At 64.6% G+C, this 12,951-nt stretch carries 11 protein-coding genes and 1 pseudogene; 8 read left to right on the top strand and 4 right to left on the bottom strand.

The features are described 5' to 3' along the window. The first annotated feature begins 9 nt into the window (after positions 1-9). The gene (gene flhA / locus AC3A6F_RS09565; RefSeq protein WP_487680109.1) at positions 10-2,124 is read left to right on the top strand and encodes a flagellar biosynthesis protein FlhA; all 2,115 of its coding nucleotides are present in this window, start codon (positions 10-12) and stop codon (positions 2,122-2,124) included. 31 nt (positions 2,125-2,155) lie between these two features. On the opposite strand, the gene AC3A6F_RS09560 is transcribed toward flhA, so the two are convergent. From AC3A6F_RS09560 to AC3A6F_RS09550, 3 genes and pseudogenes are all read right to left on the bottom strand, one after another. Continuing rightward, a complete protein-coding gene (locus AC3A6F_RS09560) occupies positions 2,156-2,437 on the bottom strand; it encodes a hypothetical protein (protein WP_487680107.1) in 282 nt (93 codons plus the stop codon). Continuing rightward, positions 2,434-2,661, bottom strand: a pseudogene (locus AC3A6F_RS09555) (tlde1 domain-containing protein); the annotation flags it as partial. The pseudogene AC3A6F_RS09555 and the gene AC3A6F_RS09560, both read right to left, overlap by 4 nt. A gap of 80 nt (positions 2,662-2,741) precedes the next feature. Next, a complete protein-coding gene (locus AC3A6F_RS09550) occupies positions 2,742-3,074 on the bottom strand; it encodes a hypothetical protein (protein WP_487680105.1) in 333 nt (110 codons plus the stop codon). 269 nt (positions 3,075-3,343) lie between these two features. On the opposite strand from AC3A6F_RS09550, the gene flhF reads away from it, so the two are divergent. From flhF to AC3A6F_RS09520, 6 genes are all read left to right on the top strand, one after another. After that, positions 3,344-4,735, top strand: a complete 1,392-nt coding sequence (flhF, locus tag AC3A6F_RS09545; protein WP_487680103.1) for a flagellar biosynthesis GTPase FlhF — start codon at positions 3,344-3,346, stop codon at positions 4,733-4,735. Beyond that, complete coding sequence (locus AC3A6F_RS09540) at positions 4,728-5,549, top strand: MinD/ParA family ATP-binding protein (RefSeq protein WP_487680101.1); 822 nt, start codon at positions 4,728-4,730, stop codon at positions 5,547-5,549. Before flhF ends, AC3A6F_RS09540 begins: the two co-directional genes overlap by 8 nt. A gap of 46 nt (positions 5,550-5,595) precedes the next feature. Beyond that, the gene (locus tag AC3A6F_RS09535; RefSeq protein WP_109346661.1) at positions 5,596-6,324 is read left to right on the top strand and encodes an RNA polymerase sigma factor FliA; all 729 of its coding nucleotides are present in this window, start codon (positions 5,596-5,598) and stop codon (positions 6,322-6,324) included. Continuing rightward, the gene (locus AC3A6F_RS09530) at positions 6,306-7,049 is read left to right on the top strand and encodes a flagellar motor protein (RefSeq protein ID WP_147936417.1); all 744 of its coding nucleotides are present in this window, start codon (positions 6,306-6,308) and stop codon (positions 7,047-7,049) included. Before AC3A6F_RS09535 ends, AC3A6F_RS09530 begins: the two co-directional genes overlap by 19 nt. Positions 7,050-7,063: 14 nt before the next feature. Then, a complete protein-coding gene (gene motD / locus AC3A6F_RS09525; protein ID WP_109346663.1) occupies positions 7,064-7,819 on the top strand; it encodes a flagellar motor protein MotD in 756 nt (251 codons plus the stop codon). 96 nt (positions 7,820-7,915) lie between these two features. Continuing rightward, complete coding sequence (locus tag AC3A6F_RS09520) at positions 7,916-8,419, top strand: hypothetical protein (protein WP_487680098.1); 504 nt, start codon at positions 7,916-7,918, stop codon at positions 8,417-8,419. Positions 8,420-8,853: 434 nt separating this feature from the next. Here the strand turns inward: AC3A6F_RS09520 and AC3A6F_RS09515 are convergent, their stop codons facing one another. Continuing rightward, positions 8,854-9,906 (bottom strand): M35 family metalloendopeptidase, encoded by a 1,053-nt coding sequence (locus AC3A6F_RS09515; RefSeq protein WP_487680096.1) that lies wholly within the window; start codon positions 9,904-9,906, stop codon positions 8,854-8,856. 327 nt (positions 9,907-10,233) lie between these two features. On the opposite strand from AC3A6F_RS09515, the gene AC3A6F_RS09510 reads away from it, so the two are divergent. Beyond that, positions 10,234-12,792 carry an EAL domain-containing protein gene (locus AC3A6F_RS09510; RefSeq protein WP_487680094.1) on the top strand — a complete coding sequence of 853 codons (2,559 nt, stop codon included), beginning with the start codon at positions 10,234-10,236 and terminating at the stop codon, positions 12,790-12,792. Positions 12,793-12,951: the final 159 nt, after the last annotated feature.

Below are 12,951 nucleotides of genomic sequence, written 5' to 3'. Positions count from 1 at the left end.
GGAGAATGAATGACCAACAGCATGAAACTGCCAGCCTGGATGAGCGGCCTTGGTGCGCAAGGCAGCAAGGCGGCAGCGCCGATCCTGATCATCATGCTGCTGGCAATGATGATCCTGCCGTTGCCGGCCTTCGTGCTCGACGTGTTCTTCAGCTTCAATATCGCGCTGTCGATCATCGTGCTGCTGACCGCACTGTATACGGTCAAGCCGCTCGACTTCCTGGCCTTCCCGGCCATCCTGCTGGTCTCCACGATGTTGCGCCTGGCGCTCAATGTGGCTTCTACTCGCATTGTCTTGACCGAAGGCCACACCGGCGGCGCCGCGGCCGGCAAGGTCATCGAGGCCTTCGGCCACTTCCTGATCGGCGGTAACTATACCGTCGGTATCGTCGTCTTCATCATCCTCACCATCATCAACTTCTCGGTCGTGACCAAGGGCGCCGGCCGTATCGCCGAAGTCGGTGCACGCTTCGCCCTGGACGCGATGCCAGGCAAACAGATGGCGATCGACGCCGACCTGAACGCCGGCCTGATCGGCGAAGCCGAAGCCCGCAAGCGCCGTGCCGAAGTCAGCCAGGAAGCCGAATTCTACGGCGCCATGGACGGCGCCTCGAAGTACGTGAAGGGCGACGCCGTCGCCGGTATCATGATTACCGTGATCAACATCGTCGGCGGCCTGATCGTCGGCGTGGTGATGCACGACCTGGCCTTCGGCGAAGCGACCAAGATCTACACCCTGCTGGCCATCGGTGACGGCCTGGTGGCGCAGATCCCTTCGCTGATTATCTCGATCGCAGCCGGTATGGTCGTGTCGCGCGTGGCCAACGACGAAGACGTGAGCTCGCAGCTGACCAACCAGCTGATGGCGCGTCCTGAATCGATGTACATCACCGCCGCCATCATCGGCGGCCTGGGCCTGATCCCGGGCATGCCGAACCTGGTGTTCCTGCTGCTGGCCGGTTCGCTGGCCGGCGCCGGCTACATGATCTCGAAGCGCCAGAAGGCGGCACCGGCCAAGGAAGAAGCGGCCGCCGCAGCCGCCGCCGACGCCACCGCCGCCAAACAGGCCCCGGCCGAGAGCGAAGAAGCGACCTGGCAGGACGTCATGCCGGTCGACACGCTGGGCCTGGAAGTTGGCTACCGCCTGATTCCGCTGGTCGACAAGAACCAGGGCGGCGAGCTGCTCAAGCGCATCAAGGGCATCCGCAAGAAGTTCGCGCAAGAAGTGGGCTTCCTGGCGCCGCCGGTGCACATCCGCGACAACCTGGAACTCAAGCCTTCGGCCTACCGTATCACCCTGAAGGGCGTGGAAGTGGGCAGCGGCGAAGCGATCAACGGCCAGTTCCTGGCGATCAACCCGGGCATGGCCAGCGGCACCTTGCCAGGCCTGGTGACCACCGATCCGGCCTTCGGCCTGCCGGCCACCTGGATCGAAGCCGGCCTGCGCGACGAAGCGCAGAGCATGGGCTACACCGTGGTCGACGCCGGCACCGTGGTGGCGACCCACCTGAACCACCTGATCACGATGCACGCCTCGGAACTGCTGGGCCGCATGGAAGTGCAGGCGCTGCTGGACCACCTGGGCAAGGAAACGCCGAAACTGGTCGAAGACCTGGTGCCGAAAGTCGTCTCGCTGTCGGTCCTGCAGAAAGTGCTGCAGAACCTGCTGGTCGAAGGCGTGCACATCCGCGACATGCGCTCGGTCATCGAGGCGTTGTCGGAACACGCGAACATGACGCAGGATCCGTCGGAACTGACCGCCGTGGTGCGTGTGGCCCTGGGCCGCGCCATCGTCCAGCAGCTGTTCCCGGGCGAGAACGAGTTGTCGGTGATGACCCTGGACAACCGCCTCGAGCGCCTGCTGCTGCAAGCCATGGGCAATGGCGGCGACGGTACCGGCATCGAGCCAGGCTTGGCCGACACCATCGCCCAGCAGGCGGCCAACTCGGCCAACCAGCAAGAGCAGATGGGCCACACGCCGGTGCTGCTGGTGCCGGCCCCGCTGCGCGTGCTGCTGTCACGCTTCCTGCGCCGCGCCGTGCCGCAGCTGAAGGTGCTGTCGCATGCGGAAGTGCCAGAGAGCAAAACGATTCGCGTGACCAGCCTGGTGGGTGTGCCGATGTAATGGGGGAGGGCGGTACCCGTGTGCTGCCCGGTCACTCGGCGAGCGCCGTGAAGCGGCCAGCTCTGCGCCAGATGAATCTGCAGAGCGCCGTGACGATGAGCAAGACGATGAATGAAAAGCCGAGTGCGAGCAGGGTTTCGAGATCGGCCAGCTCCTCGCCATTTGTCGAGCCATATACATCGATTGCCCAGAGTGCGAATGACTCGGGAACTCGAGGGAAAAGGTCGGGGCGGACAAGGATCAGTCGGGTGAGCGCGAGGGTAGCGACAAGGGTCCAGATGGCAAGAAGAAAACGCGTAACGGTTTTGTTCACCTGACGATGACCCTTCCATAGGCCTGTAGCGAGCTTCCCGGAACGTCCATCTGATTACTTGCTTTGAGATGGGCGCGCAAAGTATTGAAGTCAGCCAGACTCTCCAAAGTGATGCAACCCTGGCTTACGCCGCCGACTCGGTTCGGATGAAGTCTGAAGTTTCCTCGCTTTACATTGTCGCAAAATACTTCGTCATCAATCTTCCCGTCGGCTGCATGCAAAGCGAGCCATTCTGATCATAGCGAGATGGCGTGTGCAGCCGATGAGGCCTCGCAACAGTCGAGCGTTAGATGATAGGGAGAGATCATGTGATGACAATCGTCCGTTCGATCAATCCAAGGTCGGTGATGGTCACCAGTACGTCGAGCGGAACGTCCGAGTCGACGTGCAGATAGAACTCGACGCCACCCGGCCCGCCCTCGGAATCGTGCGGCCCGATATTGGTCACATACACATTCGCCGGGCCAAGGTGGGGGCGGCCGGGTGAGGAATCCTGGGGATACCCGGCCCCGGCGCTCCACTCGACGGCGGTGACCATGACGGCGGAGCGCTCGCACATCTTTTGCCAGTCCCAGTTGTAATTGCATCGCACGCGGCCCTGGACGTTGCGATACAACAGTCGAATCGATTTGACCATGGTGTCCTCCCGGCGCCATCGACAGGTGGCGTGCCTTCCTGTTTAGACCTCCCCGCGCGAGCAAAGATCGCCCAGCCATGGGATGCCTTTTGCCGAGAAACCCGGCTTGTCACTCCGTCAAAATGTATCGGTTTTACTGATTTCGTCGAAATAGACCATTTTCCCCATCCTTTTCCCCTGATGGTTTCCTGGGGGCATCGTCAATAATGCTTCCTATCGACAGGCATCGTGCCCGTCATGCAGAACCAGATTGAAGCGCGGAGAACCAGATGAAGGTTAAGAAATTTACGGCAGCAACTTCCCGAGATGCATTGCGCAAGGTGCGCGAAGCCCTGGGGCCGGATGCCGTCATCCTCTCCAACCGTCCAGTCGACGGCCAGGTCGAGATCCTCGCGCTGGACAACGATGACGTGGTCTCGCTGGCCGCGCCGGCCGTTGACTCGGAAATGGCCCAGCCGAAGCCCAACCTGCAGCTGCAGCACCTGGAAGACCTGGCGCCCGCACCGGCCGCCGCCGCCCCGGCCTTCCTGTCGCGCCGCCTGCAGGACGCCGCCCCGGCCGCGCCGATGGCGCCAGCCTACTCCGAGCCGGCCCCGACCTACGCCGAGCGCCGCGCCCCAAGCGCGGAGCCGGCGATCGACATGAGCGCCATGACCTCGATGATGAGCGCCGCCATCGCCCAGGCCAAGGAATCGGCCGCCGCCGAAATGAACGGCATGATGAGCGAGATCCGCGCCATGCGCGGCCTGATGGAAACCCAGTTGGCCGAACTGTCGTGGAACGCCACCGCCCAGCGCGAGCCGCACAAGGCGACCGTGCTGCGCGAGATGCTGGCCGCCGGTTTCTCGGCCACCCTGGCACGCTTCCTGATCGAAAAAATGCCGGCAACCAAGGATGCCGCCGAAGCCATGCGCTGGGTCAAGTCCGTGCTGACCCGTAACCTGACCACCATCGGCAACGAAGACGCGCTGCTGGAGCAGGGCGGCGTCTACGCGCTGGTCGGCCCGACCGGCGTCGGCAAGACCACCACGACCGCCAAGCTGGCCGCGCGCTGCGTGATGCGCCACGGCCCGGACAAGCTGGCCCTGATCACCACCGACGCTTACCGTATCGGCGGCCACGAACAACTGCGCATCTACGGCAAGATCCTGGGCGTGATGGTGCACTCGGTGAAGGACGAAGCCGACCTGCGCATCGCCCTGAAGGAACTGCGCAACAAGCACACCGTGCTGATCGACACCATCGGCATGTCGCAGCGCGACCACATGGTGGCCGAGCAGGTCGCCATGCTGTCCGGTTCGGGCGCCGACGTGAAGCGTCTGCTGTGCCTGAACTCGACCTCGACCAACGAAACGCTGAACGAAGTGGTGCGCGCCTATCAAGGCAGCGGCCTGCACGGCGCCATCATGACCAAGATGGACGAAGCCGCATCGATCGGCGGCGTGCTCGACGTCGTGATCCGCCAGAAGCTGAACCTGCACTACATCTCGAACGGCCAGCGCGTGCCGGAAGACCTGCACGTGGCCGACCGCGCCATGCTGGTCGACCGCGCCTTCCGCAACCGCGGCAACGCGGCCGGCGCGCAGTTCAGCAACGATGACCTGCCGCTGATGATGGCTGCCGCACAAACCGCAGCCGCACGCGAGGTGAACCTTGGCTAGTTTCGATTTCGACCAGGCCGAAGGCCTGCGTCGCATGCTGCAAGGCCCGCGTCCGCGCGTGGTCACCTTTCTCTCGGCCACGCCGGAAGACGACAAGGGCGCCATGCTGGTCAACCTGGGCGCCTCGCTGGCCCAGGCCGGCAACGATGTGCTGATCGTCGACGCCTGTGAAGTGGAATACGGCGTCGCACGCCGGCTCGGCATGAACCGCAGTGCCTCGCTGCTGCAGGTGGCGCGCCAGGAAAGCGCATTGAACCAGGTGATCCGTCCGGCGCCGCAAGGCTTCTCGGTGGTGCCAATGGGCGCGCCCGAGACGGCGGCCGAAGCTCGCCGCCTGGGCAATACCTTCGACGTGCTGGCGCTGCAATCGGGAATCGTGATCGTCGACGCCGAACTCGGCGCGGACGGCGATTTCCCGGTGGCCTCGATGGTTGAATCCGAGATCGTGGTGCAGGTGTCGACCAGCGCGGCGTCGATCACGAATGCCTATTCGCTGGTCAAGCGGCTGTCGCAGCAACTGGGCCGGCGCCCTTTCGGGATCCTTGTTACCGGTGCGACAGAGGCAGAGGCCAAGGTGGTATACGATAATATGTCAGCAGCAGCAACACGTTACCTTGCCGTCAAGCTCAGTTTCATGGGCTCGGTGCCGGCCGATGAGTACCTGCACCGGGCCGCGCGCCTTGGCCGGGCCGTGGTCGACGCCTTCCCATTGGCCGGCGCTTCGGTGGCGTTTCGCCAGCTGGCAGGCAAGTTCGCGCTGCACGCCATGCCGCAGTTCGGCAAGCAGGGGAGCGCGGCCCACTTTGGTTCGTAATCGATATCGGCAATAGAGCACAAGCAGAGAGAAGACTTACACCAGCATGTACACGGTCAAAGGGAAAGCGGACAAGAATTCTTTGCTGACGGAGCATATGCCGTTGGTAAAGCGCCTTGCCCACCACATGAAGGCCAAGTTGCCGCCTTCGGTGGAAGTGGATGACCTGGTGCAAGCCGGCATGATCGGCCTGCTGGATGCCATCAACCGCTACGAAGACAACCACGGCGCCCAGTTCGAGACCTATGCGGTGCTGCGCATCCGCGGCGCCATGCTCGACGAACTGCGCAGCAGCGACTGGATGCCGCGCAGCACGCGCCAGAACATGCGCAAGGTCGAGAGCGCGATGCACGAGCTGCAGCAGCGCCTGGGCCGGCCGCCGAGCGAATCCGAAGTGGCCAAATCGCTCAAGCTTTCGCTCGAGGATTACCAGGACATGCTGGCCGACTCGGGCGGCCACCAGCTGCTCTATTACGAAGATTTTCACGACGACGACGGCGACGGCAACTTCCTCGACCGTTACGCGGTGGACGACAGCGACCCTTTGCGCGGCCTGATGGAAACCGACTTCCGCCACGCGGTGATCGAGGCCATCGACAACCTGCCGCCGCGCGAGAAGCTGTTGATGGGCCTGTACTACGAAGAAGAGCTGAACCTGAAGGAAATCGGCGCCGTCATGGGCGTCTCTGAATCGCGGGTGTCGCAGCTGCACACCCAGGCCGTTGCGCGCCTGCGCACCACCTTGCGGGAGCATATATGGACTGGGCCAGCGTAATCGGCCTGGTGCTGGCGATCGCCGGCATCTTCCTCGGCTACACGCTCGACGGAGGCAGGTTCGCATCGCTGATGCAGCCGGCCGCCTTCGCCATTGTCGTCGTCGGCACCTTCGGCGCCGTGCTGCTGCAAAGCGAAACGCGCACCTTCCTGCGCGGCATCGGCATGCTGCGCTGGGTCTTCGTGCCGCCCAAGAACGGGCGCCAGAAGCTGTCGCGCGACATCACGCTGTGGAGCCAGACGGCGCGCCGCGACGGCCTGCTGTCGCTCGAGCAGTACATGGCCAAGGCCGATCCCTTCGTGGCCAAGGGCCTGCGGCTGGTGGTGGACGGCATCGCGCCCGACAAGCTGCGCAGCCTGCTCGAACACGAGATCAACGGCTACGAATTCGCGCAGCGGCAAGCGGCGCGCATCTGGGAATCGGCGGCCGGCTATGCGCCGACGATCGGCATCCTGGGCGCCGTGCTGGGCCTGATACACGTGATGGAAAACCTGTCCGACCCGGCGCGCCTGGGTTCCGGCATCGCGGTCGCCTTCGTCTCGACCGTGTACGGCGTGGGCCTGGCCAATCTGTTCTTCTACCCGGTCGGCAACAAGCTCAAGGCCATCGTCAACGACCGGGTCTCGCAGTACGAGATCCTGGCCGAAGTCTTTGCGGATCTCGCCAGCGGCGACCATGGCCGCGTGGTCGACGAGCGCGTCGCCAGCCTGCTTGCGCGGCACTGAGCGCGAGTCCGCCCATGGCCCGCAAGCGCTACGACGACGACGTCCCGCAAGAGCACCACGAGCGCTGGCTGATCTCGTACGCCGACCTGATCACCTTGCTGTTCGCCTTCTTCGTGGTGATGTACGCGATCTCCATCGTCAACGAGGGCAAGTACCAGGTGCTGTCGGACGCCCTGGGCGATGCCTTCGGCGGACGCGGCGCCGCGACGCAAGTCAACACCAATGTCGAGCCGGTGCTGCCGCTGTCGCACATCATCAACCGCAAGCGCAACGAGGCTGCCCGCCGCGAGCAGGAGCGCATGGGCGTGATGGCGCGCGAGCTGTCGGCGACCCTGCTGCCGCTGGTGAAATCGGGCCAGGTGCGAGTGACGCAGAACGCGCGCGGCATCAGCGTCGAGATCAATGCCAGCGTGCTGTTCGAGCAGGGCCAGGCCTTGCTCGACCCTGAAGCGCGCGAAGTGCTGGGCGCCGTGGCCGGCCTCTTGAAGGACGATACCCACCGCATCGAGGTCGAGGGCCATACCGACGATGTGCCGATCGCCAGCCCCGTGTATCCGTCGAACTGGGAACTGTCGACCGCGCGCGCATCGAGCGTGGTGCGGCTGTTCATCGACAACGGCCTGCCGCCCGCGCGCCTGTCGGCGATCGGCTTTGCCGACACGCGGCCGGTGGCGCCGAACACGGACATCGCCGGGCAGACCCGCAACCGGCGGGTGGCGGTAACCATCCTGGCGGCCTTGCCTGAAACAGGCGGTAACATACTGCCCTGAACTGTAACGACTTCTCGTGTCATAATCGAAAGGCCGTTGCCGCGTTCGCGGCGGCGTGTCGTTAAACCGTGATGGCCCATGTCGGGAGGAGACGAGATGCATGTCAAACGAAGCATGCCGGCAGCTGTGCTGGCGACGTTGCTGGCGCTGGGCGGCCTGGCCGGCGCGGTCAAGGCCGTGGAGGCCAAGGTGAACGTGCATCACCGTCTCGAAGTCGAGACCGGCGCCAAGTCGGTCAAGGTGCGGGTGCTGATTGAGAACCGGGGCGACCAGTCGGTATGGATCCCGCGCGAGATCGCCCTGGGCGACGACCTCTCCGCCCCGCGCTTCAACCTGCGCACGCCCCAGGAAGAAGTGGCCTATACGGGCCGCATGGTCAAGCGCGCCGCGCCAGGCCCGGCCGACTACCTCGAGGTCAAGCCGCAGACCACCCATCTGAACACGATCGACATCACCCAAGCCTACGCCTTCAAGCCGGGGCAGCACAGCTACGAGATCCGCTACGCGGGGCCGTGGCTGAGCAGCCTGGGCAAGCTCGATGCGGCCAGCATCAAGAGCAGTCCGGCGATTCCGGTGAAGTTTTCGTTTACGCAGCGGTAGGGTTTTGCGACTGGTTGCATCCCAACGCAACGATTCCTTCGTTAGCCCCAAAACCGTCGTTCCCGCTGAGGCGGGAACCCAAGGTTGTATGCGTTACGTTAGCGCACGCAAACTTAGGTTCCCGCCTGCGCACACTGGTGTCCGGAATAATTTCGGGCGCTTGAGTAAGCCCGCTTCATAGGAAAAACCACGTCGTTCCCGCGCAGGCGGGAACCCAAGTGTGCCCGGCCAGTGGCCTAAAAATCGACCTCCGATGAACGTTCGGGCCACGCAAGAGCATGAACATTCTGTGACTTCACTTGGATTCCCGCCTCCGCGGGAATGACGTGCATACTTTGCGTATAAATATTCCGGACACCAGTGCGCCTGCGCGGGAACGATGTGCTGGGGGTGTTTGCCATTGCCAGCGCAGGCAATCTTCCGACGCCCGACCATCACTGCTGCACCGGCGTATTCTCCCCAAAATACTCATGTGAATCCGCGTTATTGATCGCCCGATCCGGCGCCGATCTCGCCAGTTCCGCCGCGCCGGCCTGGCCGTACACATGGTCGTCGGTCGCCGCCACCACGTCAAAATGGCTGAGCTCATGCAGCAGGGTGCCGCCGCGCGAATCGGTGCCGGTCACGGCCGCGGCCCAGAATGCCTTGCATACCCACACGGTGTACGGCCGCGCCGGATACACATACGCGAAATACGGCTCATCGCAATCGCAATCGATCTTGACCGGCTTGTTCTCGAACGCGTCCTTGATGGCCGTGAAATTGCTGGTGACCTTGGCGCCACGGGCGGCGTCGGGCGCACCGAACCAGGTCGTGTAGCGCTCGCCATATTGCTTGCCCGAGGTGAGGTAGGCATGGCTGTCGACTGCCATCGCGCGTCCCGCATCCATCGCCGTCACCAGTTGCTCCTGCTGGGCGTTCGAGCAGTTGGCGTAGTTCAGGCCAGCGCCGCCCGGTTCCGGCGCCATGCCGGCCGGCCTGGCGCCGCGCGGCAGGCGGCCGTCGACCCAGATGCTGACCGGCTTTGAGACCAGTTCGCCGACCACCGCCTGGACACCGGCGCCCGGCGCCGGCATAGCCGCGCTGTGATAGCGGATCGTGTAGCTGCCGGTCACGCTCATCTCGTACAGCCGCGACAGCTCCACCGTCTTGCTGAGCGAGGCGCGGGGCTCCAGGCGCACATAGTCCGACGGGCCGGGCGCCGCGCGCTTGATCTGCCGGCCGAGGTAGCGCACCGGCTGGCCGTCGCGCCGCACCTCGAACAAGGGCGCTTCCACCCCATCCAGTGGCGTACGCCAGCGCAGCAGGTGCTGGGCGATGCCGGACGAATTGGAAATGGTGACGCGCACCATCACGTCGTCGCCGCGCTCGACGGTGGGCTTGACCGGGGTGACGGTGACGTCGACGGCCGCCGCCGCGGCGCTGCCCGAAAACGACAGCACCAAGGCCGCGACGGCGGCTGAAGGGAGGAGGGGACGGAGGGGCATGGCAGGCTCCTGAAATGATGGCGATTCCCCACTGTCACCCCATCCATGCGCTGCATCTTGTGCTGATGCAACGTCCATCGCTCCTCTACTTAAACCAGGTTAATAGGCTGACCGACACTAAGACAAATAAACAACAGATCACTAATAAGTGACAGACCGCCAACACGCTATTTGCTATGATGCAACTAAGATATCCAGCAGGTTATTAATTCTTGGTCAAGACGATTGGCCAGAGGCATTTCCCATGAATACCCAGACGAGCAGTGGTACGACCAGGTCGATGCGGTTCTTGCAGGCGCGGTGGACGGCATGAGGGAAACCCGGGAAATGATCGACACGCTGGCACGAGAGACCGGCCTCGACGACGAGGAAATCGCAGCGCGCCGGAGCTTTTTGCAACTCGACGAGCGCGACGCCGCCGTCTTGCGCGAGGTGCACGAGCTGCTGGACCAGGAGCGCGACACCTTCTCGGACAGTTTTTATGCACATCTGCTGGCCTTCCCGCGCATGCGCGAGCTGCTGGCCGACAGCGAGACCACGTCGCGCCTGCGCCGCGCGCAAGCGGGCTATTTCAGCAGCCTGACGGCCGGCGACTACGGCCCGGCCTACATCCACGAGCGCCTGCGCGTGGGCGCGGCGCACCAGCGCATCGGGCTGGACCCGAAATGGTATATCGGCGCCTACCGCAAATACCTGTCTGAACTATTCGGCATGCTGTGGCAGAAGCTGCACCACGACCCGGCGCGCTTCATCGAGGCCTGGGATGCGGTGCTGAAGGTGGTCTGCTTCGACATGGGGCTGGCGCTGGACACCTATGCCCACGCCGACCAGCGCAACGTGCGCCAGAACCGCGACTACCTGGAACAGGTCATCGACGGCATGCCGGCCGGCCTGGTGGTGGTGGACGCCGACCGCAAAGTGCGCTCGATGAACCGCACGATGGCCGACCTGATCGGCGCGCCGGAAGAAGCGGCGGCGGCGGGGCGCCCGCTCGAGGAATGGCTGCCCGACGCCGAGCTGGCGGCGCGCGTCGACGAGGCGCTGCGCACCGGCACGCCGCAAGACAATGTGCTGGTGACGCTGGACGACCGCGCCGACGGCGTGCGCTACGTCGAGTTCAACATCCGCCGCACCCGGCAGGCCGGCGGCCACATGCTGCTCTTGATCGGCCAGGACATCACCTTCCGCCGCAAGGCGCGCCTGCGCCTGCAGGAGAGCGAGGAATTCTTCCGGCTCACCTTCAGCCAGGCCGCGGTGGGCATCGTGCTGCTGGGCCCTGACGGGCGCCTGCTGCGCGTGAACCGCAAGATGGCGCAGATCCTGGGCTATAGCGAAGTAGAGCTGCTGCAGCGCTTCTTCCAGCAACTGACCTACGAAGACGACTTGTCCGACGAACTGGCGCTGGTCAAACGCCTGCGCGCCGGAGAAATCGGCGACTACCAGCGCGAGCGGCGCCTGCTGCGGCGCGACGGCACGCCGATCTGGGTGAACATCAGCGTCTCGATGATGCGCGACGCCAACGGCAACCAGCGCTTCATCTCGGTGGTCGAGGACATCTCGCGCCGCAAGAGCGCCGAGGAGGCCTTGCTGCGCATGGCCAACCACGACGCCCTGACCGGCCTGCCGAACCGGGTGCTGCTGCAGGACCGTCTGGCGCAAGCCATCGTGCACGCGCACCGCGCCGGCACGCAGGTGGCGGTGATGTTCATCGACCTGGACCGCTTCAAGCACGTGAACGACAGCCTGGGTCACGACGCCGGCGACAAGATGATCGTCGAGATCGCACGTCGCCTGGCGAGCAGCCTGCGCGAGAGCGACACGGTGGCGCGCCAAGGCGGCGACGAATTCGTGGTGGTGTTGCCCGAGCTGGCCGGCGAAGCCGATGCGGCCAAGGTGGCGCAGAAGCTGCTGGATAACCTGTTCCAGCCGCTGCTGCTATGCGGCCAGGAAGTCTTCCCGACCGGCTCGATCGGCATCTCGATGTACCCGCGCGACGGCCTGGACGCGGCGACCCTGCTCAAGTGCGCCGACAGCGCGATGTACCAGTCAAAGGGCACGGGCGGCAACCACTACAGTTTCTACGTGGCCGACATGGGCGCCCAGTCGGTGGAGCACCTGCGCATGGAAGGCGCGCTGCAACGCGCGCTGCAGCGCCAGGAGTTCCTGCTGCACTACCAGCCGGTGGCGGACATCGCGACCGGCAACGTGAGCGGCGTGGAAGCGCTGCTGCGCTGGAAGCCGCACGGCCGGCCGATGGTGGCGCCGTCCGACTTCATCCCGCTGGCCGAGGAGACCGGCCTGATCGTCCCGATCGGCGAATGGGTGCTGGAGACCGCGATGGCGCAGCAGGTGGCCTGGCTGCGCCGCGGCCTGTCGCCGCTGCGCGTGAGCGTGAACCTGTCGGCGCGCCAGTTCCTGGGCCAGGACGTGGCCCAGCGCGTGGCCGCGCTGCTGGCCAAAACCGGCTGCGATCCGCGCTGGCTGACGCTGGAGATCACCGAGAGCGTATTGATGCAGAACCCGGCCGCCGCCGCCGAGACCATGGCCCGGCTGACGAACATGGGCGTGCAGCTGGCGATCGACGATTTCGGGACCGGGTATTCGAGCCTGGCGAGTTTGAAGCGCTTCCCGATTCACAGCCTCAAGATCGACCGCTCCTTCGTGCGCGACCTGACCCAGGACGCGGACGACGCCGCGATCGTCAATGCGGTGATCGCGCTGGCGCATTCGATGAAGCTGAACGTGATCGCGGAAGGGGTGGAGACGTCGGAGCAGCTGGCCTTCTTGCACGAGCATGGGTGCGACCAGATGCAGGGGTATTGTTTCAGCAGGCCGGTGGAGCCGCAGGGGATCGAGGCGTTGTTGAGGGCGGCGGAGGCGGCCTGAACCCGGGGTGGGAATCCGCGTATTTTCATGCAGCCAGCATTTGTTATGCTTATGCCCTGTAGCGGCAGGGTGGACTGATTCATCGTCCATGCCGCGATATCCGGTAGTCGGATTTCCGCACCGGCACCGTCTCCACGCCGCCGTGACATTGACAATCCG

The sequence above is a fragment of the Massilia sp. Soil_C_3 genome, assembly GCF_057657035.1.
Note: the sequence above shows the minus strand (reverse complement) of the source record. Positions and strands in the feature narration are given on the sequence as shown.